This is a genomic window from Citrobacter sp. Cf132 (assembly GCF_030333885.1).
GTDB classification, from domain to species: domain Bacteria; phylum Pseudomonadota; class Gammaproteobacteria; order Enterobacterales; family Enterobacteriaceae; genus Citrobacter; species Citrobacter freundii.
Genome location: NZ_JAOWFA010000057.1, coordinates 812,177 through 836,453, shown reverse-complemented (window position 1 = coordinate 836,453; position 24,277 = coordinate 812,177). Strand labels below are relative to the sequence as shown.

Annotated in this window: 26 protein-coding genes and 1 other annotated feature (1 of these 27 only partly in view); of the genes, 12 read left to right on the top strand and 14 right to left on the bottom strand. The window is 51.1% G+C overall.

The window, feature by feature from the left end; translation table 11 throughout:
• Positions 1-92 precede the first annotated feature (92 nt).
• The 7 genes from tnpA to osmB all read left to right on the top strand — a co-directional run bounded on the left by tnpA (position 93) and on the right by osmB (position 6,157).
• Complete coding sequence (gene tnpA / locus OGV85_RS17435; RefSeq protein ID WP_032939119.1) at positions 93-473, top strand: IS66-like element accessory protein TnpA; 381 nt, start codon at positions 93-95, stop codon at positions 471-473.
• Entirely contained in the window at positions 470-817 is a 348-nt protein-coding gene (tnpB, locus tag OGV85_RS17430) for an IS66 family insertion sequence element accessory protein TnpB (RefSeq protein WP_003843771.1), read from the top strand. Before tnpA ends, tnpB begins: the two co-directional genes overlap by 4 nt.
• Before the next feature lie 49 nt (positions 818-866).
• Positions 867-2,405, top strand: coding sequence for an IS66 family transposase (tnpC, locus tag OGV85_RS17425; protein ID WP_003843773.1), 1,539 nt, complete (start codon positions 867-869; stop codon positions 2,403-2,405).
• A gap of 60 nt (positions 2,406-2,465) precedes the next feature.
• The gene (pdeR, locus tag OGV85_RS17420) at positions 2,466-4,457 is read left to right on the top strand and encodes a cyclic di-GMP phosphodiesterase (RefSeq protein ID WP_061547990.1); all 1,992 of its coding nucleotides are present in this window, start codon (positions 2,466-2,468) and stop codon (positions 4,455-4,457) included.
• A 182-nt stretch (positions 4,458-4,639) separates the two neighbouring features.
• A complete protein-coding gene (locus tag OGV85_RS17415; protein ID WP_003020577.1) occupies positions 4,640-4,822 on the top strand; it encodes a YciZ family protein in 183 nt (60 codons plus the stop codon).
• A 95-nt stretch (positions 4,823-4,917) separates the two neighbouring features.
• Positions 4,918-5,670, top strand: coding sequence for a DNA-binding transcriptional regulator YciT (gene yciT / locus OGV85_RS17410; protein WP_003020580.1), 753 nt, complete (start codon positions 4,918-4,920; stop codon positions 5,668-5,670).
• A gap of 268 nt (positions 5,671-5,938) precedes the next feature.
• Positions 5,939-6,157: an osmotically-inducible lipoprotein OsmB gene (gene osmB, locus OGV85_RS17405; protein ID WP_003020583.1), complete on the top strand. Its 219-nt coding sequence runs from the start codon at positions 5,939-5,941 to the stop codon at positions 6,155-6,157.
• A 90-nt stretch (positions 6,158-6,247) separates the two neighbouring features.
• Here the strand turns inward: osmB and yciH are convergent, their stop codons facing one another.
• From yciH to pgpB, 5 genes are all read right to left on the bottom strand, one after another.
• Positions 6,248-6,574 carry a stress response translation initiation inhibitor YciH gene (gene yciH, locus OGV85_RS17400; protein WP_003843984.1) on the bottom strand — a complete coding sequence of 109 codons (327 nt, stop codon included), beginning with the start codon at positions 6,572-6,574 and terminating at the stop codon, positions 6,248-6,250.
• Entirely contained in the window at positions 6,575-7,312 is a 738-nt protein-coding gene (pyrF, locus tag OGV85_RS17395; RefSeq protein ID WP_156485349.1) for an orotidine-5'-phosphate decarboxylase, read from the bottom strand.
• 190 nt (positions 7,313-7,502) lie between these two features.
• On the bottom strand, positions 7,503-8,672 hold the full coding sequence (gene lapB / locus OGV85_RS17390; protein ID WP_003020592.1) for a lipopolysaccharide assembly protein LapB: 1,170 nt from the start codon (positions 8,670-8,672) through the stop codon (positions 7,503-7,505).
• 6 nt (positions 8,673-8,678) lie between these two features.
• Positions 8,679-8,987 carry a LapA family protein gene (locus OGV85_RS17385; RefSeq protein ID WP_003020595.1) on the bottom strand — a complete coding sequence of 103 codons (309 nt, stop codon included), beginning with the start codon at positions 8,985-8,987 and terminating at the stop codon, positions 8,679-8,681.
• Between the two features lie 149 nt (positions 8,988-9,136).
• Entirely contained in the window at positions 9,137-9,901 is a 765-nt protein-coding gene (pgpB, locus tag OGV85_RS17380) for a phosphatidylglycerophosphatase B (RefSeq protein ID WP_003020598.1), read from the bottom strand.
• A gap of 202 nt (positions 9,902-10,103) precedes the next feature.
• Between pgpB and ribA the strand changes: the two genes are divergently transcribed.
• Positions 10,104-10,694 (top strand): GTP cyclohydrolase II, encoded by a 591-nt coding sequence (ribA, locus tag OGV85_RS17375; RefSeq protein ID WP_003020601.1) that lies wholly within the window; start codon positions 10,104-10,106, stop codon positions 10,692-10,694.
• A gap of 49 nt (positions 10,695-10,743) precedes the next feature.
• Here the strand turns inward: ribA and acnA are convergent, their stop codons facing one another.
• From acnA to topA, 5 genes are all read right to left on the bottom strand, one after another.
• On the bottom strand, positions 10,744-13,419 hold the full coding sequence (gene acnA / locus OGV85_RS17370; protein ID WP_032935577.1) for an aconitate hydratase AcnA: 2,676 nt from the start codon (positions 13,417-13,419) through the stop codon (positions 10,744-10,746).
• Between the two features lie 308 nt (positions 13,420-13,727).
• On the bottom strand, positions 13,728-13,898 hold the full coding sequence (locus OGV85_RS17365) for a YciX family protein (RefSeq protein WP_008322403.1): 171 nt from the start codon (positions 13,896-13,898) through the stop codon (positions 13,728-13,730).
• A gap of 2 nt (positions 13,899-13,900) precedes the next feature.
• Positions 13,901-14,041: a YmiA family putative membrane protein gene (locus tag OGV85_RS17360; protein WP_213083937.1), complete on the bottom strand. Its 141-nt coding sequence runs from the start codon at positions 14,039-14,041 to the stop codon at positions 13,901-13,903.
• Positions 14,042-14,355: 314 nt separating this feature from the next.
• Complete coding sequence (gene cysB, locus OGV85_RS17355; RefSeq protein ID WP_003020610.1) at positions 14,356-15,330, bottom strand: HTH-type transcriptional regulator CysB; 975 nt, start codon at positions 15,328-15,330, stop codon at positions 14,356-14,358.
• A 208-nt stretch (positions 15,331-15,538) separates the two neighbouring features.
• Positions 15,539-18,136 carry a type I DNA topoisomerase gene (gene topA, locus OGV85_RS17350; RefSeq protein WP_003840713.1) on the bottom strand — a complete coding sequence of 866 codons (2,598 nt, stop codon included), beginning with the start codon at positions 18,134-18,136 and terminating at the stop codon, positions 15,539-15,541.
• Between the two features lie 398 nt (positions 18,137-18,534).
• Between topA and OGV85_RS17345 the strand changes: the two genes are divergently transcribed.
• Positions 18,535-18,786, top strand: a complete 252-nt coding sequence (locus OGV85_RS17345; protein WP_003020616.1) for a YciN family protein — start codon at positions 18,535-18,537, stop codon at positions 18,784-18,786.
• A gap of 110 nt (positions 18,787-18,896) precedes the next feature.
• Here the strand turns inward: OGV85_RS17345 and sohB are convergent, their stop codons facing one another.
• Positions 18,897-19,943 carry a protease SohB gene (gene sohB / locus OGV85_RS17340; RefSeq protein WP_003843986.1) on the bottom strand — a complete coding sequence of 349 codons (1,047 nt, stop codon included), beginning with the start codon at positions 19,941-19,943 and terminating at the stop codon, positions 18,897-18,899.
• A gap of 221 nt (positions 19,944-20,164) precedes the next feature.
• Here sohB and OGV85_RS17335 point away from each other — a divergent pair, with 221 nt between their 5' ends.
• Positions 20,165-20,926, top strand: coding sequence for a YciK family oxidoreductase (locus OGV85_RS17335; protein ID WP_061547992.1), 762 nt, complete (start codon positions 20,165-20,167; stop codon positions 20,924-20,926).
• Complete coding sequence (gene cobO, locus OGV85_RS17330; protein WP_003840707.1) at positions 20,923-21,513, top strand: cob(I)yrinic acid a,c-diamide adenosyltransferase; 591 nt, start codon at positions 20,923-20,925, stop codon at positions 21,511-21,513. Before OGV85_RS17335 ends, cobO begins: the two co-directional genes overlap by 4 nt.
• 83 nt (positions 21,514-21,596) lie before the next feature.
• Here the strand turns inward: cobO and rluB are convergent, their stop codons facing one another.
• From rluB to rnm, 3 genes are all read right to left on the bottom strand, one after another.
• The gene (gene rluB / locus OGV85_RS17325; protein WP_003020625.1) at positions 21,597-22,472 is read right to left on the bottom strand and encodes a 23S rRNA pseudouridine(2605) synthase RluB; all 876 of its coding nucleotides are present in this window, start codon (positions 22,470-22,472) and stop codon (positions 21,597-21,599) included.
• Positions 22,473-22,572: 100 nt separating this feature from the next.
• Positions 22,573-23,193 carry an L-threonylcarbamoyladenylate synthase gene (locus OGV85_RS17320; protein ID WP_003020628.1) on the bottom strand — a complete coding sequence of 207 codons (621 nt, stop codon included), beginning with the start codon at positions 23,191-23,193 and terminating at the stop codon, positions 22,573-22,575.
• A complete protein-coding gene (gene rnm / locus OGV85_RS17315) occupies positions 23,190-24,068 on the bottom strand; it encodes an RNase RNM (protein ID WP_032949412.1) in 879 nt (292 codons plus the stop codon). The genes OGV85_RS17320 and rnm overlap by 4 nt, the downstream gene beginning before the upstream one ends.
• A 135-nt stretch (positions 24,069-24,203) precedes the next feature.
• On the opposite strand from rnm, the gene trpL reads away from it, so the two are divergent.
• Positions 24,204-24,248 carry a trp operon leader peptide gene (trpL, locus tag OGV85_RS17310; protein WP_191229385.1) on the top strand — a complete coding sequence of 15 codons (45 nt, stop codon included), beginning with the start codon at positions 24,204-24,206 and terminating at the stop codon, positions 24,246-24,248.
• Positions 24,225-24,277: a sequence feature (Trp leader region), on the top strand (it continues 42 nt past the right edge of the window). (Overlaps the previous gene by 24 nt.)

Below are 24,277 nucleotides of genomic sequence, written 5' to 3'. Positions count from 1 at the left end.
GTAAGCGTACAGCGTGAACCGTCTGGTCATAATCCGAAGCATCCGACAAAGTGGTGTCCACCAAATAAGTAGTGGGAACCAAAGTGTCAGATATGCAGAAAAATGTGACTCCCGGCAGGCGAAAAGGCTGCCCTAATTATTCTCCTGAGTTTAAGCAACAACTCGTTGCTGCCTCCTGCGAACCAGGAACATCCATCTCAAAACTGGCGCTTGAAAATGGCATTAACGCCAATCTGCTGTTCAAATGGCGCCAACAATGGCGCGAGGGAAAGCTGCTATTACCTTCTTCAGAGAACCCGCAGCTACTTCCTGTGACTCTCGATGCCGCTGACGTACAGCCAGAGCCGCCCACTGAGAGCCCGGAAGCCCTCAGTATCAGCTGTGAGATAACGTTCCGGCACGGGACGCTCCGCCTCAACGGCACTGTCAGCGAAAAGTTCCTGGCTCTGCTGATACAGGAGCTGAAGCGATGATCCCGTTACCAACAGGTACCAAAATCTGGCTGGTTGCCGGTACCACTGATATGAGAAATGGCTTCAACGGTCTTGCCGCAAAAGTACAGACGGCGCTGAAAGACGATCCGATGTCCGGCCACGTCTTCATCTTCCGGGGTCGCAGCGGCAACCAGGTCAAACTGCTGTGGTCCACCGGCGACGGGCTGTGCCTGCTGACCAAACGGCTGGAGCGTGGTCGCTTCGCCTGGCCCTCTGCCCGTGATGGCAAAGTGTTCCTGACCCCGGCCCAGCTGGCGATGCTGATGGAAGGCATCGACTGGCGACAACCTAAACGGTTGCTGACATCTCTGACCATGTTGTAGGCCTCTTTATCCTGGTTGTTGCTGAATAAGCCTGGTAAAATACGGGCTTATGAACGACACCTCTTCTGACGAAATCCTTCTGCTGAAACAGCGGCTTGCCGAACAGGAAGCGCTGAACCGCGCCCTGCTGGAAAAGCTGGCCGACCGTGAGCGCGAAATAGACCACCTGCAGGCGCAGCTGGATAAACTCCGCCGGATGAACTTCGGCAGCCGTTCCGAAAAAGTATCCCGTCGTATCGCACAGATGGAAGCTGACCTGAAGGTGCTTCAGAAAGAAAGCGATACGCTGACCGGTCGTGTGGATGACCCGGAAGTGCAGCGCTCGCTGCGTCAGACCCGCACCCGCAGACCGTTCCCCGAATCACTCCCGCGTGATGAAAAGCGTATGCTTCCGGCAGAATCCTGTTGCCCGGAGTGCGGTGGTTCGCTGAGTTACCTGGGTGAAGATGCCGCCGAACAGCTGGAGCTGATGCGCAGCGCCTTCCGGGTTATCCGGACAGTACGTGAAAAACATGCCTGTACTCAGTGCGATGCGATCGTGCAGGCAGCGGCGCCTTCACGGCCCATTGAGCGGGGTATCGCCGGCCCGGGGTTGCTGGCCCGCGTGCTGACCTCAAAGTATGCAGAGCACACACCACTGTACCGCCAGTCTGAAATATACGGCCGCCAGGGCGTGGAACTGAGTCGCTCACTGCTGTCGGGCTGGGTGGATGCATGCTGCCGGCTACTGTCGCCGCTGGAAGAGGCGCTTCAGGACTATGTCCTGATGGGTGGCAAACTCCACGCCGATGACACGCCCGTCCCGGTACTGTTACCAGGTAATAAAAAGACGAAGACCGGGCGGTTGTGGACGTACGTTCGCGACGACCGCAACGCCGGGTCAGCGCTGGCGCCGGCCGTGTGGTTCGCTTACAGCCCGGACAGAAAAGGCATCCATCCGCAGAGCCATCTTGCGGGCTTCAGCGGTGTTCTGCAGGCGGATGCGTACGCCGGGTTCAACGAGCTGTACCGCAATGGACAGATAACTGAAGCAGCCTGCTGGGCTCACGCCCGCCGCAAGATCCATGATGTGCACGTTCGTACTCCATCAGTGCTGACGGAGGAAGCCCTGAAACGGATAGGCGAACTGTATGCTATCGAGGCTGAAATACGGGGAATGCCGGCAGAGCAGCGTCTTGGTGAGCGTCAGCAGAAAGCTAAACCGCGACTGAAATCCCTGGAAAGCTGGCTGCGTGAAAAGATGAAAACGCTGTCGCGACACTCAGAGCTGGCGAAGGCGTTCGCGTACGCACTGAACCAGTGGCCAGCACTGACGTACTATGCAGACGATGGCTGGGCTGAAGCCGATAACAATATCGCTGAAAATGCGCTGCGGACGGTCAGCCTGGGCCGCAAAAACTTCTTGTTCTTCGGCTCTGACCACGGTGGTGAGCGCGGAGCACTGCTGTACAGCCTGATCGGGACGTGCAAACTGAACGGCGTGGAGCCAGAGAGGTATCTCTGTCATGTGCTCAACGTCATAGCTGACTGGCCGGTCAATCAGGTCAGCGAACTGTTACCCTGGCGAATAACCCTGCCAACTGAATAACCCGTTCCCGTCAATACGGTTCTCGCTGTACGCTTACCTTTAAACGGGATAGTACACATCATGAAAGACGTCCGGGAGCTGATTACGTTGTATAGCTATGTGGGCACTAATAACCCTTACTGGCGTTTGTCAGAGGATTGCAACATCCTGCATTTCTCTGTCGAAGAAACGTCAGAGGCCGATCAGACCATCGAATTATCCCCGGAACAAGCCGAACGCATTCGCGAGATGACGGTAATTACGTCAAGTTTATTAATGACGTTACCGATTGAAGATGACAACATTCCCGTGCATCTGGTCGGCCGTAAAATCAATAAGCGTGAATGGGCCGGTAGCGCATCCGCCTGGGATGACACCCCTTCCGTCGCCCGTGACCTGGCTCACGGCCTCTCTTTTGCCGAACAGGTGGTTTCTGAAGCCAATTCAGTCATTGTCATTCTTGATCGCATGGGCAACATTCAGCGGTTTAATCGACTGTGCGAAGAGTATACCGGACTCAAAGAACGTGAAGTCATTGGCCAAAGTGTATTTACATTATTTATGAGTCGACGTGAAGCTGCCGCGTCACGACGCAATATCGAGGTCTTTTTTCGCGAAGGTAACTCATATGAAGTTGAACGCTGGGTGAAGACCTGCAAAGGACAGCGTCTGTTTTTATTTCGTAATAAATTTGTGCATAACGGTAGCGGCAAGAACGAAATATTTCTGATCTGTTCCGGGACCGATATCACTGAAGAACGCCGCGCCCAGGAGCGTTTGCGGGTGTTGGCGAATACCGACTCTATCACTGGATTACCCAATCGCAACGCTATTCATGATCTGATCAGCAATGCAATTGAGAACGCGGGCGATACTCAGGTCGGGATTGTGTACCTCGATCTGGATAACTTCAAAAAGGTAAACGATGCCTACGGGCATATGTTTGGCGATCAGCTATTGCAAAGCGTATCGCTGGCAATTCTCAGTTGCCTTAGCGAAAACCAGTTACTGGCACGGTTTGGCGGCGATGAGTTTATTGTCCTTGCCACCGAAACATCCCAGGGTTCACTGGAAGCCACCGCGTCGCGTATTCTGACACGCCTGCGTCAACCTTTTCGCATCGGCCTGATTGAAATCTATACCGGATGCTCTATTGGTATTTCCCTCGCTCCACAACATGGTCAGGACTGCGAGAGCGTCATTCGTAACGCCGATACGGCCATGTACACCGCGAAAGAAGGTGGCCGCGGACAGTTTTGTGTTTTCTCTCCGGAAATGAATCAGCGGGTATTTGAATATCTGTGGCTGGATACTAATCTGCGCAAGGCGCTGGAAAACGATCAACTGGTCATCCATTATCAGCCAAAGATAACCTGGCGAGGCGAAGTGCGCAGCCTGGAGGCGCTGGTTCGCTGGCAGTCTCCGGAACGAGGCCTCATTCCACCACTGGAATTTATCTCCTACGCCGAAGAATCAGGGCTTATCGTTCCTCTGGGTCGCTGGGTTATTCTGGACGTTGTGCGTCAGATAGCAAAATGGCGCGCAAAGGGAATCAATCTGCGCGTGGCGGTAAACGTTTCTGCCCGGCAGCTCGCCGATCAGACGCTATTTACCGATCTCAAGCAGGTGCTTCATGAACTCGACTTTGAATATTGCCCCATCGATGTCGAGTTAACGGAAAGCAGTTTAATTGAAAATGAGCAACTGGCACTGTCCGTCATTCAGCAGTTTAGCCAGATGGGGGCGCAAATCCATTTGGATGATTTTGGTACCGGTTATTCGTCACTGTCTCAACTGGCCCGGTTCCCACTTGATGCAATTAAACTGGATCAAACCTTTGTCAGGGATGTACACAAACAACCTGTTTCGCAGTCGCTGGTACGTGCCATTGTTGCGGTCGCACAGGCACTCAACCTACAGGTCATCGCCGAAGGTGTTGAAAGCGCGAAAGAGGATGCGTTTTTAACCAAAAATGGCGTCAACGAGCGTCAGGGTTTTTTGTTTGCCAAGCCAATGCCAGCAGTTGCATTTGAACGTTGGTATCGACGACACCTGAATAAAAAAACACGCTAATGCAGTGGGATCAAACGTTGAGAATAGCCATAAATGGACATTACGTAACGATCCTATCTGCATGTAATCACAGAATATATAATATTCTTCTATCGTTGAAGTTAATACTATTTTTCCCTTCTCTTTTGCCATGAAATTCTGCATCATGAAATTCAAACTCTATTGCCATTAGGATGATAACCATGTCTGATATCGACGCTCAGCGTCTGGCCGAACGCATTGATACTGTGCTGGATATCCTCGTTGCAGGTGATTACCACTCAGCTATCCATAATCTCGAAATTCTGAAGGCTGAGCTGCTAAACATGACCAAAGAAGATGCCGAATCTTTGCCCAAAAAGCACAAGGCTCCCTGGGAGATCTGATGGCATTAACCCTTTAATGTCGCTGCTGTAAGCAAACTGCACGTGAGGCAGTTTCCGTTTAATTTCCGATACGATATCGCAATAAAATTAATATTATGAATTCCCGACAACAATCTATTTTGCAGATGGTGACTGATAAAGGTCAGATGAGCGTTGCCGAACTGGCAAAAATCACCGGTGTCTCAGAAGTGACGATTCGACAGGATCTGAACACACTGGAAAAACAGAGTTATTTACGCCGAGCGCACGGTTTTGCTGTTTCATTGAACAGCGATGATGTGGAAACGCGCATGATGACTAATTTTACGCTGAAGCGTGAGCTGGCTGAATTCGCCGCATCGCTGGTAAGCCCAGGCGAGTCCGTATTCATTGAAAACGGCAGTAGCAATGCGCTCTTAGCCAGAACGCTCGCGGAGCAAAAAGATGTCACCATCATTACCGTCAGCAGCTATATAGCCCATCTGCTGAAAGAAACCCCTTGCGAAGTGATTCTCCTTGGCGGCATCTATCAGAAAAAAAGCGAAAGTATGGTTGGGCCCTTAACTCGCCAGTTTATCCAGCAGGTACACTTCAGCAAGGCCTTTATCGGCATTGATGGCTGGCAGGCTGACACCGGCTTCACCGGACGCGACATGATGCGTTCTGATGTGGTTAACGCGGTGCTGGAAAAAGGTGCAGAAGTTATTGTGCTTACTGACAGCTCAAAATTCGAAGCCATTCACCCGTACACGCTGGGTCCATTAGAGCGATTCAGCCGCGTAGTCACGGACTCCAGACTTAGCGCCAGCGTACAAATGCAGCTTGAGCACTCCGGATTAACCGTCAATATCATTGATGCCCACGCGTAACATCTTCAGCAGATGATTTGTCAGTTGGCAAATCATCTCCTCTCTGAGAGTTATCTGACAGCCCAATTAAGACTTTTTACCTGTCGTTAACAGGATTAAGTCGTAAAATTAATGTTAGCGATATAACAGGAACGAACCTCCAACTTCAGGATAGTGTTTGTAATGCCTTCGCTAAACGGTTTCACGGAAATATCTTCGTTAGCCTAAATTTAGCGCTATTCTTAAAGAACACTGGATTCCGTGAATCAATAATTCAGGAGAAAGTATTATGTTAGTAACGAGCAAAAAAATGACCGCTGCCATTCTGGCGATTACTCTGGCAATGTCGCTAAGCGCCTGCTCTAACTGGTCCAAACGCGATCGTAACACCGCAATCGGTGCTGGTGCAGGTGCAATAGGTGGTGCAGTCCTGACTGACGGCAGCACGCTGGGTACGCTGGGTGGTGCTGCAGTAGGTGGTATCATTGGCCACCAGGTGGGTAAATAATCTACGGTTGAACGGCTCGATATAATAATACGTTTACTTTTTCAGGTCTGTATTATTAAAAAGCCACGGAAAAATTCCGTGGCTTTTTTATTAACCGCCAGCCAGTTTAACTTTCATTCCTTTGGCTTCCAGCAGCGATTTAATCAGGTCGCGTTTATCACCCTGTATCTCAATCACGCCATCCTTCACTGCCCCGCCGCAACCACATTTTTTCTTCAGTTCCGCAGCTAATTTGGTCAGTTCGGCATCATCTTGATCAATACCGGTAATCAAACACACGCCCTTGCCTTTGCGGCCACTGGTCTGGCGCTGGATACGGACAATGCCATCGCCTTGTGGACGCACAGGAGCAGCTTTTGGTTCATCAATGCGCCCGGAGTCGGTTGAGTAGACCAGGCGAGAGTTTGAGTCGTTCATTTACGCACCTCGTTTCAGTGAGGCATTAATCATCTTCAGCGTCTGAGCCGGATCTGCCGACTGCGTGACCGGACGACCAATAACCATATAATCCACACCAGCTAACTGTGCTTGTTCCGGCGTCATAATGCGACGCTGGTCGCCCGCCTCGCTGCCTTCAGGACGAATACCCGGCGTAACCAATTTAAATGCCTGGCCAAACGCCTGCTTGAATCGCACCGCTTCCTGCGCGGAGCATACAACGCCATCCAAACCACAATGCTGGGTTAAGCGCGCCAGCCTTTCAGCATGTTCTGCAGGTGACAACGTCACGCCGAGATCGGCGAGGTCGCTGGCTTCCATACTGGTCAGAACCGTTACCGCAATCAGCAGCGGTGCGTCCTTTCCAAAAGGTAATAAGGCTTCACGTGCGGCGGTCATCATACGCGCCCCACCAGAAGCATGAACGTTAACCATCCACACGCCAAGCTCAGCCGCTGCCGCAACGGCATGCGCGGTAGTGTTGGGAATATCATGAAATTTCAAATCAAGAAAAATGTCAAAGCCACGCTGTTGTAAATCGCGAACCAACTGAGGTCCAAAAAGCGTGAACATCTCTTTGCCCACTTTCAAACGGCAATCACGAGGATCAATTCTGTCGACAAAAGCTAATGCTTTATCACGATTGGAATAATCGAGGGCGACAACGACAGGAGAATCAGTAACAGCACGAGAAGAAGATGAAGCAGTAAACGTCATGACCAGACCTTCTTGAGGATGGGCGCCGACAGTAGCGCGAAATGGGTAAACGGCGTGCATTCTACCTGCGGTAATAGAAAATTAACAGGCGCGATTCCATTTCTGCCAGGCGAATTTGGCCACGGCGGCTGAGGATGGCTTTGTTACTCAACATTAGTATGTTGTAACTAAAGTAAGATTTTTTTAAAAATTACAACCCATCAAGTCCGCGAATAGGCTTAATGGTTGACCATGAGCGACAAGATGGGCAGTGCCAGTACAGTGTATATGCGGTAAATCCGCATTTCTGGCAACGATAGCGCGGCTTGCTGCGCACCTGCTCCCCGACCATATCGCGCAGAACCATCAGGCTCTCTTTCGCGCGCCCTTCTTCTGCTTCGTTAAGATGGTAATCCATTAATTTGTGGAAAACGCGCATCGTAGGATGGCGTTGTAGTTGGCGGGTAATATAAACCTGAGCGGTATCAGTCCCCTCGCGCGCTTCAAGAATATCGGCCAGCATCAGCTCGGCGGCGGCGCCAGTATTCTCTTCAACGGCCCGACGTAAAAACTCTGCCCACTCATCGGTTTTCCCCAGATGCTGGTAGCAGCTTTGCAGCATTTCCAGCGTTTCGCTGACCAGTTCTTTATCCTGAGAAATCACGCGTTGCAGACTTTCAACGGCCTTCGCGTACTCGCCTTTCACCATGTACACACGGCCCATCATGATGGAAACCCGGGCACTGTTTTTGTCTGCCGCAGCCCCTTTTTTCAACAGCGCCATGGCACGATCCATATCGTCGCTGCCCATCTGCTGTAAGGCCAGTTCGCAGTAGAAGTGGGCTATCTCAATACGCTGTTTATCTTTGCCTAGCTTCACCAGACGTTCTGCGACATCAATGGCTTTCTGCCAATCGCTGGTCGCCTGATAAATTTGCAGCAGTTGCTGTAATGCACCGACGCGAAAATCTGTTTCATCGGTAAGCTGATTGAACATGTCTTCCGCGCGGTCGTACAGACCTGCGGCCATGTAATCGCGCCCCAGCTGTTGTACGGCCAACAAACGCTGCTCGTAGGTCAGCGAAGCACTTTCCATTAACGTTTGATGGATGCGGATTGCGCGATCGACTTCACCGCGCGAGCGAAACAGGTTTCCGAGAGTGAGATGAGCCTCAACGGTGCCCGTATCCTCTTTTAGCATATCGAGGAACAGATCCACCGCTTTGTCTTGTTGGTTGCTCAGGAGGAAGTTAACCCCGGCGACATAGTCACGGGAAAGACGGTTAGCTTCATCCTGCTTGGTTTGTTGCGCACTTCTGCGACCCATATACCACCCATAGGCAGCGGCTACAGGTAAAAGCAGAAACAACAACTCCAACATAAATAATTATTCCTTCACAACCGACGAATCGGCAGAAACCGCAACGTCGGTCGCAGGCGTAAGCTGGTTTTCCAGTCGTTTGATTTTACGTTCGGCGCGCGCAAGAGACACACGAACCTTCAGCCAGAAAAGGCCGCAAATTAACCAACCAATCGCAAAACCTGCGGCAAACAATACAGCAAGCAGCGTAGAGATACGATACTCACCCTGAGCCAGCAGGTAATTAAACGTAACCTGTTGATCGTTTTGCGCACCTAATGTCACCGAAATAACAAAAATCGCCAACACCAGTAAGAAAATGAGTAAATATTTCACATTACTTCCCGTTATGTGGTTTAAGCGAATAAATCGTGTACAACTTACCGCGTTGAGCCCTTTAAATTACCATTTTCACAACGAGTGCGAAATGGAAAAGCGCTTTCCGCTTTCTGATTTAAGGGCAAAATTTGAAAAATCAATCATAGCTAGCTTTCTTGCTCGCGTTGCGCGATTTCTTTTGCCTCCTGCACAGGCGGCGTAAGTGGTCCGCATACTCGCTGCGCGAGCCAGGTCGCCAGCGTTACCAGCAGCCATGAAATCAGCGTTGCAACGACCAAATCACGCGGCCAGTGCATGCCCAACAGCAAGCGGCTACCCATAACACTTGTCGCCCAGATAAGCAAAAACACAATCGTCAGCGTACGTCTGCGTGGCCATAACAGCCCTACTGCCAGTAAAGCCCAACTGGCAGCAAACATCGTATGTCCTGACGGAAAGGCAAAACCCGTTTCTTTTTGCCAGTGCTTACGTAGAAACGTCGGAATATCCTGTTGTTCGGCCAATTGCTCTTTAACTAAGTTGCCACGATCTTTACGTTTTAAAGTGTAGAACTCATCAACCGGGATATGGTGCGTTTTTTCCAGCCATACGACAAAGGGCCTAGGTTCCTGCACCCTGTCTTTAACCCAGGACTTCACACCCTGACCGACTAAAATTGCCGCGGCCAGGATCGCAAACAGCATTACCGCAGCTTTCAGACGAAAACGCAGACACCACAGAAACCATGCGCAGAGCACAACGTGAGTGATAATCCCCCACGGCTGCGTCACCGTTTCCGTTACCCAGTACAGAGATTTTAGCCACCAAACGTTGTGTCCCGGCTGCCAACTCCAGCCCGATACCCATACAGCAACCGGCATAATAAGTAGCAGCCCGGCCCCGACCGCAGTGCGCTTTGCAATTGACAGCATTGCCTCTCCTTTCGTCGATAAGTCTCACAATCATAACTGAAAAAAGTGCATGCCGGGAAAATTGACATTTTTGTGCCATTCCAAAGGCGAATCCGTTGTCGCGATTAGGTGAACATCGTTGCCTTATGGCAAAATAGTGCAATACAGAACAAGAAGCCAACAGGCGACGGCACGACAGTGCCAGCATAATCTGGAGAATTACATGCAGCTTAAACGTGTGGCAGAAGCCAAACTGCCAACCCCCTGGGGTGATTTCCTGATGGTGGGATTTGAAGAACTGGCAACCGGACACGATCACGTCGCACTGGTTTTTGGCGATATCACTGGTCAAACGCCTGTTCTGGCGCGTGTCCACTCCGAATGTCTGACTGGCGATGCATTGTTTAGCCTGCGTTGCGATTGCGGCTTCCAGCTCGAAGCGGCTCTCACCCACATTGCTGAAGAAGGGCGCGGTATCCTGCTTTATCATCGTCAGGAAGGACGCAATATCGGCCTGCTCAATAAAATCCGCGCCTACGCGTTGCAGGACCAGGGTTATGATACCGTTGAGGCTAACCATCAGTTGGGCTTTGCGGCAGATGAGCGTGATTTCACGCTGTGTGCGGATATGTTCAAGCTGCTGGGCGTGGACGAAGTTCGTTTGCTGACCAATAACCCGAAAAAAGTGGAAATTCTGACCGAAGCGGGAATCAATATTGTTGAACGCGTGCCGCTGATTGTGGGTCGTAACCCGAACAATGAACATTACCTGGACACCAAAGCCGCCAAGATGGGGCATTTGCTGGGCAAGTAATGGTTGTTACCGCCGATAAAAAAGCCTGCTCTCGCAGGCTTTATACATTTTAATTCAACATATTACGAATCACGTAGTGCAGAATACCATCGTTTTGGTAGTAAGTTAGCTCCGTCGCGGTATCGATACGGCAGCGGCATAAAATCACCTCTTTACGTCCATCTGAGCGAACCATATTCACCGGCACTGTTGCGCCCGGCTTGATGTTTTGCAGGTCCGTAATATCGATCGCTTCCTCACCTGTTAGTCCCAGCGTTTTGCGCGTGACGCCCTGCGGAAATTCCAGCGGCAAAATCCCCATACCAATCAGGTTAGAACGGTGAATTCGCTCAAAGGACTCAGCGATAACCACGCGAATCCCCAGCAAGCGCGGGCCTTTTGCCGCCCAGTCGCGACTGGAGCCAGAGCCATACTCTTTCCCGGCAATAACCGCCAGGGGGATATTCTCCTGTTGATATTGCATAGCCGCATCATAGATAGCCACTACCTCGGTTCCCGGCAAATGACGCGTCATCCCACCTTCCACGCCGGGTACCATCTCATTACGAATACGAATATTGGCAAAGGTACCACGCATCATCACTTCATGATTCCCGCGTCGTGAACCATAGGAGTTAAAATCTTTACGCTCAACGCCGTGGCTTTGCAGATAACGACCTGCCGGGCTATCCGGCTTGATACTGCCGGCAGGAGAAATATGGTCGGTGGTGACGGAATCCCCAAGCATTGCGAGGATACGCGCACCATGAATGTCCTGGACCGGATCCGGCGTAGCCTGCATACCATCGAAGAACGGGGACAAGCGGATATAAGTTGAGTCAGACTGCCAACCATAGGTATCAGCCCGATCAACCTGGATAGCTTTCCATTCTGGCGTGCCTTCAAAGACTTCAGCGTACTCTTTATGGAACATGGCGGTAGAAACCTGCTCCACGGCACGGGCAATTTCCTGAGCCGTCGGCCAGATATCTTTCAGATAAACGGGATCGCCCTTTCTATCATGGCCTAACGGATCTTTCGTCAGATTGATATTCATATTCCCTGCTAGCGCATAGGCCACCACCAGCGGCGGAGACGCTAACCAGTTGGTCTTCACGAGCGGATGGATACGCCCCTCAAAGTTTCGGTTGCCGGAAAGCACGGCGCCAACGGTGAGATCGCCTTTTTTGATGGCTGTCTCGATAGGATCGGGTAACGGACCCGAGTTACCAATACAGGTGGTACAGCCATAACCTACAAGGTTAAATCCCAGCTCATCAAGGTACGGCGTGAACCCAGCCTGCGCCAGATAATCAGACACCACCTTCGATCCTGGCGCCAGCGAGGCTTTCACCCACGGCTGACGTTTCAAACCAAGCGTCACTGCTTTTTTCGCCAGCAGTCCCGCCGCCATCAATACGCTTGGGTTGGAGGTGTTGGTACAGGAAGTGATAGCTGCTATCACCACCGCACCGTCCGGCAGCTTATACTGCTGACCGCTCATGGTGTAGTCCACGGGCTGACGGTCTTTCAGCGAGCTATTTACTTCGAGTTCATTGCTCGCCGAAAACGCTTTCGGAACATCAGCCAGTGCCACCCGATCCTGCGGGCGCTTCGGTCCGGCAAGGCTAGCTTCCACACTGCCCATATCCAGCTCCAGTGAACTGGTAAATACGGGTTCATCCCCTGGATTACGCCACATTCCCTGCGCTTTGGCATAGGCGCTGACCAACTCAACCTGCTCCTCACTGCGTCCACTCAGACGCATATATTCAAGAGTGATGCCATCGATCGGGAAGAAACCGCAGGTTGCGCCGTATTCCGGCGACATGTTCGCAATGGTTGCCCGATCGGCCAGCGGTAAGGTGTCGAGGCCATCACCATAGAATTCAACAAATTTACCAACCACGCCGTGCTTACGCAGCATCTGGGTAACGGTTAAAACCAGGTCGGTAGCGGTGATACCTTCCCGCAGTTTGCCCACTAGTTTAAAGCCCACAACATCCGGAATAAGCATAGAGACCGGTTGACCCAGCATTGCTGCTTCAGCCTCAATGCCTCCAACGCCCCATCCCAGCACACCGAGACCATTAATCATTGTCGTATGGGAATCGGTACCGACCAGCGTATCGGGATAAGCCACCCACTCACCGTCCTGTAACTCGCTCCAGACGGCTTTGCCAAGGTATTCAAGGTTTACCTGGTGGCAAATCCCCGTTCCCGGCGGTACAACGCTGAAGCGACTAAATGCTTGCTGTCCCCATTTCAGGAACACATAACGTTCATGGTTACGTTCCATTTCCAGGCGAACGTTTTCTTCGAAAGCATCATCATCACCAAAACGGTCCACCGTTACCGAGTGGTCAATGACAAGGTCCACTGGCGAAAGCGGATTCACTTTTGCCGTATCTCCCCCCAGACGTTTCACCGCTTCGCGCATGGCGGCAAGATCGACCACCGCCGGAACGCCGGTAAAATCCTGCATCAGAACACGAGCGGGTCGATAGGCAATTTCACGATCGGCATGGGCGGTCTTCAGCCAATGTGCGAGAGCATGAATATCATCTTCGGTAACGGAATTACCATCCTGCCAACGAAGCAGGTTTTCCAGCAACACTTTTAGCGATTTGGGTAGTCGGGTGATATCACCCAGTGATTTAGCAGCCAGAGGTAAACTGTAGTAGCGGTAGGTTTTATCTTTAACCTGCAATGTGTCCTTACTGGCTTCTCGTAGGGTCGACGACATAGCTCCTCCTTAAATGACAGGGTTGGATCCCCTGATTTTCCTCAGGGTTAGTATTAAAGATAACACAAACAAAATGTAACGCTTTGATAACAACTCAAAATGATAAAAGTAGCGGGCGATATAAAAGCGCGAACTGAGGTCGATGGTAAGGAGGAAGGTCTAGCCGTGTAGATTAATAGGATGGATATTCAGCAGGCAATAGAGCAATGGATAATACGTTGATTAGGTTGTTGATGACGATTACATGGATAAATGATTCGATATTCAAGGGCACAAGGTAATCGTTATTATTATAAAATACGTACGAATTATTGTTTCTGTTCATCATCATCAGTTAACAGATCAATAAACGCCCGTTGTTCAGGAGAAAGGTTCCAGGATTCGGGTACCTTCTGCCCCTTCTCTGCGACGGTTTTGCTCTCTTGTTCATGGTCATGAGGCGATAGCGTTTCGGTAGAGTGCTGCTCTGGTGCGGACATACTTACCCCCACACATTCCAGGCCACGAGTGCGACAATAATCCAGAATATCGCAGAACCAAGAAATACGGCGAACCAGGCTTTACGTTTCATCACCGGATCCCTGCGTGCTGGCTGGTTTCCTGAAGGCATCGCTAACCTCATACTATCGAAATCACTTATCATTTAGGCACCAAACAATCGGTACAATTAATCATCAGATAGGAGGAATCCTAATAAAAAAGGCGAAAAAAAGCCAGTTAATTTTCAGACTCGTCCTGATAAATAAATCGATTGTTTGATCGGTTATAAATATTTGAAAGGAATTTTTGGCAAGCTGACTAATTTGAAACTACTTTAGAGAACTTTTTCCACAAGCTATATATGGTTAATTTATCCACGGTAAATTATCAATTAATTCAGTGTTTCCCGTCGGTATCGCTTTATGCTTATGGATACCGACGAGGTTACAGTCGTTATTATTTCTCAGGCAATTTAATATCTTTAAACATGGCTTCAATATCATCGTTGGAACGCAGCGCCACCGCCGTGTCCACCACATCACGCGTCAGATGCGGCGCGAAACGTTGAATGAAATCATACATGTAACTGCGTAAGAAGGTGCTGCGACGAAAACCAATTTTGGTGGTGCTATGGCTGAAGATATCGTGAGCATCCACGCGTACCAGGTCAGGATCGGAAACAGGATCAACCGCCATACTGGCAATCACACCCACGCCAAGGCCCAGACGGACATAGGTTTTAATGACATCAGCATCGGTCGCGGTAAAGACAATACGTGGCTCCAGACCCGCGCGGTTAAACGCGGTGTCCAGCTCCGAGCGTCCGGTAAAACCAAACGTGTAGGTCACCAGCGGATACTGTGCCAGTTCCTCAATAGAAACCGAAGATTTTCCCGCCAACGGATGATCCGGCGTGACGACGATTGAGCGGTTCCAGTGGTAGCAAGGTAACATCACCAGGTCGTCATACAGGTGCAAAGCTTCCGTCGCGATAGCAAAATCTGCATTTCCTTTCGAAACGGCTTCGGCGATTTGTGTCGGCGATCCCTGGTGCATATGCAATGAGACGCGAGGATAGCGCTCAATAAAACCTTTAATCACGTTCGGTAAAGCGTAACGCGCCTGAGTATGCGTAGTGGCGATATATAACGAGCCTTTGTCCGGCCAGGTATGTTCGCCAGCAACGGACTTAATGGCATCCACCTTCGACAGAACTTCTCGCGCAATACGAATAACTTCCTGCCCCGCTGGCGTAACCTGCGTCAGGTGCTTACCGCTACGGGCAAAAATCTGGATGCCAAGTTCATCTTCCAGCATACGAACTTGCTTACTGATACCGGGCTGCGAGGTATAAAGCCCTTCCGCTGTTGAGGAGACATTAAGGTTGTGGTTCACCACCTCAACAATGTAGCGAAGCTGCTGTAATTTCATGTTATGCCATCCCGATTCGCGCCATCAAATCATCGTTTCAGTGCAGGCTCGCGGGCGCTGCTAATACGATTTAATAATAAAAAGTCTGTTAACTATAACCACTATATCATTTATATGTACGCTGTATAGGTATGACAAAAAATAATATGCGAGAAACAAAAAGGGCCGCTTACGCGACCCTTTGAGGAGAAATTCAGCCGAAACGCTGTTATTTCTTCCCTTCTACCCATTTGCCGTCAACGAAGAACGCGGACCAGCCAGTCGCCTTACCGTCTTTCTCAGCGGCAACGTATTGCTGCTTGGTTTTACGGCTGAAACGAACCATGGACTTGTTACCATCCGGATCAGTTTGCGGCGCATCTGCCAGATAACGCAGTTTTTCCGGCAGGCGATCGCGGAAGCGGTACAACTCTTCCACCAACGGCGCACGAGTCTCACGTGATTTCGGGAACGTATTTGCAGCCAGGAAGATACCTGCAGCACCATCACGTAACACGAAATACGCGTCAGATTTTTCACACGGCAGTTCCGGCAACGGAACTGGGTCTTCTTTCGGCGGAGCGACCTCACCGTTACGCAGGATCTTACGGGTGTTTTTGCACTCGTCGTTAGTACACGCCATGTACTTGCCGAAACGTCCCATTTTCAGGTGCATTTCAGAACCACATTTTTCGCACTCGACGATAGGACCGTCATAACCCTTGATACGGAACTCGCCCTCTTCGATCTCGTAGCCGTCGCAGGTTGGGTTATTACCACACACATGCAATTTACGCTTAGGATCGATAAGATAACTGTCCATTGCCGTACCGCACTTCTGACAGCGGCGTTTGGCGCGCAATGCGTTCGTTTCCGCGTCGTCGCCTTCCAGCACGTTCAATACTTCGTTTTCCGGCACCAGGTTAATGGTGGTTTTGCAACGCTCTTTCGGGGAAAGTGCGTAGCCGGAGCAACCAAGGAAAACGCCGGTACTGGCGGTACGAATACCCATTTTGCGTCCGCAGGTCGGGCAATCAATGCTGGTCAGCACCATCTGGTTCGGACGCATACCGCCTTCTTCAGGATCTTTCTCGGCTTTATCCAGTTGCTGAGTAAAATCAGTGAAGAAGTTGTCGAGTACGCCCTTCCATTCGGCTTCTTTATTCGCCACCTGGTCGAGGCTATCTTCCATCTGCGCGGTAAAATCGTAGTTCATCAGTTCGCGGAAGTTTTCTTCCAGACGATCGGTGACGATTTCACCCATTTTTTCAGCGTAAAAGCGACGATTTTCAACGCGAACATAACCGCGATCCTGAATCGTAGAAATGATCGACGCATAGGTAGATGGGCGACCAATACCACGCTTTTCAAGCTCTTTAACCAGCGAAGCTTCACTGAAGCGCGCAGGCGGTTTAGTAAAGTGCTGTGCTGGCGTCAGTTCGATAAGCGTCAGCGTATCGCCTTTGTCCACCGCCGGTAAGATGCGATCTTCATCGCCTTTACGCAACGCTGGCATCACTTTCGTCCAGCCATCGAAGCGCAGAATACGACCGCGCGCCTTCAGGCGGAAATCACCCGCACCCACGGTGAGCGTGGTGGAATCGTATTTAGCTGGGGTCATCTGACAGGCAACAAACTGGCGCCAGATCAGCTGATACAGTTTTTGCGCATCAGCTTCCATATCTTTCAGCGATTCCGCCTGTACGGCGACATCAGAAGGACGGATAGCTTCGTGCGCTTCCTGCGAGTTCTCTTTGCTGGCGTACTGGTTCGCGTTTTCCGGCAAATATTTTTTACCAAAATTATCGCTGATGTAATCGCGAACCATGGTCACTGCATCCTGGCTCAGGTTGGTTGAGTCAGTACGCATGTAAGTGATGTAACCCGCTTCATACAAGCGCTGCGCCATCATCATGGTTTTCTTCACACCGAAGCCGAGACGCGTGCTCGCAGCCTGCTGTAGCGTGGAGGTAATGAACGGTGCGCCCGGCTTGCTGCTGGTCGGTTTATCTTCACGTTCCAATACGCTATAGCGCGCTTTTTCCAACAGGCTAACAGCGGCAAGCGTTTGTTCCCGATTTACGGGACGGAACGGCTTATCATTTTGATGCGTCACCTCAAGCGGCAACGCGTCGCCGCCCGGCGTGGTCGTGTTAGCATCAATTTCCCAGAACTCTTCTGGAACAAATGCTTTGATTTCGCGTTCACGCTCAACCACCAGACGCACAGCCACAGACTGTACGCGACCAGCTGACAGACCGCGTGCAATTTTTTTCCACAGCAGTGGCGACACCATATAGCCCACAACACGGTCCATAAAGCGGCGCGCCTGTTGCGCATTAACACGATCGATGTTCAACTCGCCCGGTTTTTCAAACGCCTGGCGAATAGCATTTTTGGTAATTTCATTAAACACCACGCGGCTGTAGCGGGTGTCGTCGCCACCGATGACTTCCCGCAGGTGCCATGCAATGGCTTCCCCTTCGCGGTCAAGGTCAGTTGCGAGATAGATGTGGTCGGCTTTTTCAGCCAGTTGCTTCAGTTCAGAAACAACTTTCTCTTTACCAGGCAGCACTTCATAGCGCGCATCCCAGTTGTGCCACGGGTCAACACCCATACGGTTGACGAGAGCGCCACGTTCATCCTTTTTGGGCTTTTTAGCCGTTTTGGTGGAGGTTGAGTCGGCGCTCTTTTTAGTTGCTGAGCCACTGGTCGGCAAATCACGGATATGACCGACGCTGGATTTCACCACGTAGTCATTACCCAGATACTTGTTGATCGTTTTGGCTTTTGCCGGGGACTCAACGATGACAAGAGCTTTACCCATATTCACCTTTACCTAATTTGATTCTTCCAGAATGCGTCGCACGTTGATTCACCTTCCACTGGCGACGAGACATCGATATGGTCTCTGCGTCGGCGGATATCAACCCTTTAAACTGATTCGCGCTTGTAATGTAACTCTCATGTAACTGAGTTAACAGGCTTTTTTTCTCACAAACGCTCTAGCACGACGAAGTATTGGTCGAATGTCAAGCAAATCTGTTGCCAGATTGACGAAAGCGTCACACTGTACCTGATAAAATGCGTTACGCAACTTTATTAGCATGCAAAAACAAATCTCGCCAGTTGTAACACTGTCGTAAAACCTTCATTTATGTCAGGGAATATTTGCCCATAAGGCGGGCTCAGCGTAGACTAATGTCCTTGTTTAAGGAGTAAATCATGCATAAAGACACTCAACCCATCGATCGCGAAACACTGCTGATTGAAGCCAACAAAATCATTCGTGAGCATGAGGACACGCTGGCGGGGATTGTCGCCACCGGCGTTACGCAGCGAAACGGCGTGCTGGTTTTCAGCGGAGATTACTTTTTAGACGAGCAAGGGCTACCAACGCCCAAAAGTACGGCGGTGTTTAATATGTTTAAACACCTGGCGCACGTACTTTCCGAAAAGTATCACTTGATCGATTAACACGAGTAATAATTTGCCGGATGGCGGCATCGCCTTGTCCAGCCTATATTGATGCATATTTGTAGGCCGGATAGGAGATATGTGAGCATCGCTATCCGGCAATGACAATTTTACATCAGTGGCTTCTGCCCCCGCTGCCACCAGCGCATCAGCAAACGATCGGCGCTCTCCGCCGCACTACCGGTAAAACGATCCATCAGCTTTTTACGCTGCAGATAGCGAACGTTCAACACTTCACGACCTTCCATCAGCCCGAGGATCACCTCATCGCTGGTATTGATCTCATCCACCAGCCCATTTGCCAGCGCCTGTTGACCAAACCAGTGTTCACCGGTGGCAACCTGCTCAATGTCCAGAGTCGGACGCATGCGCTGCACAAAATCTTTAAACAGATGATGCGTTTCGTTCAGATCTTCGCGAAATTTCTGCCGCCCTTCTTCCGTGTTTTCACCGAGTAAGGTCAACGTACGCTTATACTGTCCGGCGGTGTGCAGTTCGATATCAATATCTTTCCCTTTCAGGAAGCGGTTAAAGTTCGGGATCTGCGCCACCACGCCAATTGAGCCGACGATAGCAAACGGCGCCGAGACAATTTTATCCGCCACGCAGGCCATCATATATCCGCCGCTCGCAGCGACTTTATCTACCGTAACGGTCAGCGGGATCTGCTTATCGCGCAGACGTTGTAACTGGGACGCAGCCAGGCCATAACCATGTACCACACCACCCGGACTTTCCAGACGAACCACCACTTGATCCTGAGGTTTAACAACCGCCAGCACAGCCGTCACCTCTTCGCGTAATGCGCTGACCTCATGGGCATCCATACTGCCTTTAAAATCAAGCACCCATACACGAGGTTTATCTGATGACGTACTGTCACCCAGTTTCGCTTTTGCCTTAGCCGCTTTCGCCTCCAGCTTTTGTTTCTTTTTCTGCGCCTTATGCCAGAATTTTTGCTGATGCCCATCCAATAAGGCTAGCGACAGGTCTTCCTTCATCTCTTTATATTGATCGCTGAGGTTAATAACCCGCAATTCCCCACGCTGACGTTTGCGTTGTGTCGCGTTTACGATCAGCATCACCACCACTGCAATAGCCACCACGACAGTGACAATTTTTGCCAAAAACAGCCCATATTCAGACAACAATTCCACGAGACCCACCTTGGTTAAACAACGCGACTTCCGCTCAGTGTACAACAGGCGTGTCACCTCGTCTTGCTTCATACATCCAGTGCTGAATCAGTAAAAAGCATGACAAAGCGTTCATTTTGCGGTGTTATTGCCTTTGGCTGATTGAAAAAGTACAGGGTTTAAGGCATAAAGCCCAAAAGTTATCGCGAACGAGATATCCAGGACGTCGCCGAGGAGTAGCCGTGCATTACCAACCTAAACAAGACCTTCTACAGGGCCGCATTATTCTTATCACCGGTGCCAGCGATGGTATCGGACGCGAAGCCGCGCAGACCTATGCACGCTATGGCGCGACCGTTATCCTGCTTGGGCGTAACGAAGAAAAACTGCGTCAGGTTGCCCGCACTATCGCCGATGAAAACGGAACACAACCACAGTGGTTTACACTGGATCTACTGACCTGTACCTCTGAAGAATGTCACCAGCTTGCGCAGCGCATTGCTGCACATTTCCCGCGTCTGGATGGCGTACTGCATAACGCCGGATTACTCGGCGATATTTGTCCAATGAGTGAACAAAACCCGCAGATCTGGCAGGATGTGATGCAGGTAAATGTAAATGCCACTTTTATGCTGACTCAGGCATTACTGCCGTTGTTACTCAAATCCGATGCCGGATCGCTGGTCTTTACCTCTTCCAGTGTCGGTCGCCAGGGACGCGCCAATTGGGGAGCATATGCCACCTCAAAATTTGCGACCGAAGGGATGATGCAGGTTCTGGCTGATGAGTATCAAAACCGTCATCTGCGCGTAAACTGTATCAATCCTGGTGGGACGCGAACTGGCATGCGAGCCAGCGCATTCCCAACGGAAGATCCGCAAAAATTGAAAACTCCCGCCGATATTATGCCACTCTACCTGTGGCTGATGGGCGATGACAGCCGCCGTAAAACCGGTATGACTTTTGATGCCCAGCCGGGCCGTAAACCAGGAATTGCCCAATGAGTGAAGAACGCTATCAGCAACGTCAACAGCGCGTAAAAGATCGGGTTGACGCACGCGTTGCCGCAGCGAAAGATGAGCGCGGAATTATCATCGTGTTCACCGGAAATGGTAAGGGTAAAACCACCGCCGCATTCGGTACCGCCACGCGCGCGGTGGGCCATGGTAAAAAAGTCGGCGTCGTACAATTTATTAAAGGTACGTGGCCAAACGGAGAACGTAACTTACTTGAACCCCACGGCGTAGAGTTTCAGGTTATGGCGACAGGATTTACCTGGGAAACGCAGAACCGCGAGTCTGACACCGCAGCCTGTATGGCCGTGTGGGAACACGGCAAGCGGATGCTGGCCGACGATGAACTGGATATGGTGATACTGGATGAGCTGACCTACATGGTGGCATACGACTATCTGCCGCTTGAAGAGGTCATCAATGCCCTGAACGCGCGCCCAGCCCATCAAACGGTCATTATCACCGGCCGTGGATGTCATCGCGATATTCTGGAGTTAGCAGATACAGTCAGCGAGCTGCGCCCGGTCAAGCATGCGTTTGAAGCGGGCGTGAAAGCCCAACCAGGGATCGATTATTGAGTGTAGGCCGGATAAGGCGTTTGCGCCGCATCCGGCTCCACGCTAACGCCTGATGGCGCTTTGCTTATCAGGCCTGGTTATGATTAACCGTTGTTGCTGCGACCACCCGGACGACGGCTGCTGCCGACCTGAGAGTGGCGCTTCACCGCACGACGGATCTGATTCGCCTTCATGCGACGACGATCTTTCTCGACGGCCACTTTAGAAGTCGTTTCCGGCTTCAGCTCCACCAGTTCACGCAGATAGTTGGTCTGAGCAAGATCAAGCTCTGTCCAGCCACCACGCGGCAGGCCTTTCGGCAGCGGGATATCACCGTAACGGACACGAATCAGACGGCTTACCTGTACACCTACAGCTTCCCACAGGCGGCGGACTTCACGGTTACGCCCTTCGGTCAGCGTGACGTTATACCACTGGTTGATCCCTTCACCACCGCTGAACTTGATCGTTTTAAATGCCGCCGGACCATCTTCCAGCTGCACGCCACGACTCAGATCGCGCAGTTTTGCATCATCAACCTGACCAAACACACGTACCGCATATTCACGCTCAACTTCGCGGCTTGGGTGCATCAAACGGTTAGCCAGTTCACCATCGGTGGTAAACAGCAGTAAACCGCAGGTATTCACGTCCAGACGCCCTACGGCAATCCAGCGCGCATCACGCAGTTTTGGTAAACGATCAAACACGGTCGGACGACCTTCTGGGTCGTTTCGGGTACACAGTTCGCCTTCTGGCTTGTAATAGGCCAGAACACGGCAGATTTGCTCCGCAGACTCTTTAACCGAAATCAGATGACCGTCGATACGGATTTTCAGACCCGGAGTGACTTCAACGCGATCGCCGAGCGTGGCAATTTTGCCATCAACGCTCACGCGACCCGCGGCAATAATAGATTCGATTTCACGGCGAGAACCGTGGCCAGCACGCGCCAGCACTTTTTGTAACTTTTCGCTCATAGAGCTTCCTTTAGGTGTCGCCTTCACAGGCGTCGAACAGGAGAATCAACGGCGCCAGTCAGCGCCATTTTAAGGCCGCGTAGTATAGCGGTTCGCGCCCTTATAAGAAAGGTTTAACGTCACCGACGCCTTCACGCAACACCACCGGAGAATCGTCGGTTAAATCAATGACCGTGGTCGGCTGCTGGCCGAGATATCCGCCGTGGATAATTAAATCCACCTGTTTCTCCAGGCGGTCTTTAATTTCTTCCGGATCTGACTCGGTAAATTCGCTACCCGGCAGCATCAGTGACGTGGAGAGCATCGGCTCGCCCAGCGCTTCAAGCAGCGCCAGTGCTATCGGGTTTGAGGGTACACGCAGGCCGATGGTCTTACGTTTTTCTTGCAACAAGCGGCGCGGAACCTCTTTCGTCCCCTTCAGGATGAAGGTGTAGTTGCCCGGCGTGTTGTTTTTAATTAAACGGAAGGCCACGTTGTCGACAAACGAATAGGTCGACAGTTCAGACAGGTCACGGCACATCAGCGTAAAGTTGTGCCCGTCCGGCAGGTGACGGATGCGGCAAATGCGCTCCATTGCGCCTTTATCTTCAATTTTGCAGCCCAACGCATAACCGGAATCGGTTGGATAGACGATCACCCCACCTTTACGCACGATTTCAACGGCCTGATTGATCAGCCGCTGCTGCGGGTTTTCGGGATGAATATAAAAAAACTGGCTCATACTTTCCTCTCTGTGATCTCGGGCTGCTCCCAAAGTTGCCAGACGCCTTCTACGCCTGCGGGCAACCAAAGTTTACGACCCAACTCAATCCATGGGCAGGGTAGATGAAAATCAGACCCTTGCGATGCCCACAATTGATGCTGACGCGCAAGCGTCGCCAGATGGGTGCGTTCATTGGGAGACTGCTGACACTGCGCTACTTCCATCGCGTCGCCGCGATGTTCAGCAAAATGTGCAACCAGTCTTTTCAGCCACTTAGCGCTAAGATCGTACCGCCCAGGATGAGCCAGAACAGCCTTACCGCCAGAATGATGAATGACATCAATAGCTTGTTCTATTGTACACCACTGTGGCGGAACGTAACCGGTTTTCCCACGGGCAAGATATTTTTTAAAGACATCCGCCATGGTTGTGGCTTTGCCACATTCCACCAGGAAACGCGCAAAATGGCCCCGCGTAACCGCCCCGCCATCAGCCAGGCGCAACGCCCCTTCCCACGCGCCGGGGATATGCGCTTTGTCGAGTCGTTCGGCAATCAGGCGCGCACGCTGCTGACGACGTTCCGTTTGTTGCGCCAGAAAATCGCACATCATGGGATGGGCGATATCAATGTTCAGACCCACTATATGGATCTCATGGTTTTCCCAGACAGTTGATATCTCGACACCAGGTATCAAATTTAACGCTAATCCCGAACGTGAAATTTCTTCTCTTGCCGCCGCAATGCCCGCCGTGGTGTCATGATCGGTGATCGCCAGTGTACCGACTCGCATCTCTACCGCACGGTGTACTAAGGCTTCTGGGGTTAATCGCCCATCGGAGGCTGTAGTATGACTATGCAGGTCATAAATCACTGCGTAATTCGTGTCGCTCAAGGCGGCTCCCGTTTCAATAAATGTCGTAACACGCCCATCATAGCGGTTTCGGCAAATATACTGAAATCAGGTGTTGACTTTATCCCACCGAACTAGTTAACTAGTACGCAAGTTCACATGAAGAAGGTATCTGAAATGAAAGCAACATTTTTTCTGCACGGTTGGTGGCGCACTTCCTGATTTCGGGCAGTGTCTTACGTCTGCAATTT

Coding starts and splice junctions, on each gene's coding strand:
- lapB (WP_003020592.1), bottom strand. CDS start 8,672: ATGTTGGAGTTGTTGTTTCTGCTTTTACCTGTAGCCGCTGCCTATGGG.
- rluB (WP_003020625.1), bottom strand. CDS start 22,472: ATGAGCGAAAAGTTACAAAAAGTGCTGGCGCGTGCTGGCCACGGTTCT.
- yciH (WP_003843984.1), bottom strand. CDS start 6,574: ATGAACGACTCAAACTCTCGCCTGGTCTACTCAACCGACTCCGGGCGC.
- pgpB (WP_003020598.1), bottom strand. CDS start 9,901: ATGCTGTCAATTGCAAAGCGCACTGCGGTCGGGGCCGGGCTGCTACTT.
- topA (WP_003840713.1), bottom strand. CDS start 18,136: ATGGGTAAAGCTCTTGTCATCGTTGAGTCCCCGGCAAAAGCCAAAACG.
- tnpA (WP_032939119.1), top strand. CDS start 93: ATGCAGAAAAATGTGACTCCCGGCAGGCGAAAAGGCTGCCCTAATTAT.
- osmB (WP_003020583.1), top strand. CDS start 5,939: ATGTTAGTAACGAGCAAAAAAATGACCGCTGCCATTCTGGCGATTACT.
- acnA (WP_032935577.1), bottom strand. CDS start 13,419: ATGTCGTCGACCCTACGAGAAGCCAGTAAGGACACATTGCAGGTTAAA.
- pdeR (WP_061547990.1), top strand. CDS start 2,466: ATGAAAGACGTCCGGGAGCTGATTACGTTGTATAGCTATGTGGGCACT.
- OGV85_RS17415 (WP_003020577.1), top strand. CDS start 4,640: ATGTCTGATATCGACGCTCAGCGTCTGGCCGAACGCATTGATACTGTG.
- OGV85_RS17365 (WP_008322403.1), bottom strand. CDS start 13,898: ATGTCCGCACCAGAGCAGCACTCTACCGAAACGCTATCGCCTCATGAC.
- OGV85_RS17320 (WP_003020628.1), bottom strand. CDS start 23,193: ATGAGCCAGTTTTTTTATATTCATCCCGAAAACCCGCAGCAGCGGCTG.
- OGV85_RS17360 (WP_213083937.1), bottom strand. CDS start 14,041: ATGAGGTTAGCGATGCCTTCAGGAAACCAGCCAGCACGCAGGGATCCG.
- tnpB (WP_003843771.1), top strand. CDS start 470: ATGATCCCGTTACCAACAGGTACCAAAATCTGGCTGGTTGCCGGTACC.
- ribA (WP_003020601.1), top strand. CDS start 10,104: ATGCAGCTTAAACGTGTGGCAGAAGCCAAACTGCCAACCCCCTGGGGT.
- pyrF (WP_156485349.1), bottom strand. CDS start 7,312: ATGACGTTTACTGCTTCATCTTCTTCTCGTGCTGTTACTGATTCTCCT.
- OGV85_RS17345 (WP_003020616.1), top strand. CDS start 18,535: ATGCATAAAGACACTCAACCCATCGATCGCGAAACACTGCTGATTGAA.
- yciT (WP_003020580.1), top strand. CDS start 4,918: ATGAATTCCCGACAACAATCTATTTTGCAGATGGTGACTGATAAAGGT.
- cysB (WP_003020610.1), bottom strand. CDS start 15,330: ATGAAATTACAGCAGCTTCGCTACATTGTTGAGGTGGTGAACCACAAC.
- tnpC (WP_003843773.1), top strand. CDS start 867: ATGAACGACACCTCTTCTGACGAAATCCTTCTGCTGAAACAGCGGCTT.
- cobO (WP_003840707.1), top strand. CDS start 20,923: ATGAGTGAAGAACGCTATCAGCAACGTCAACAGCGCGTAAAAGATCGG.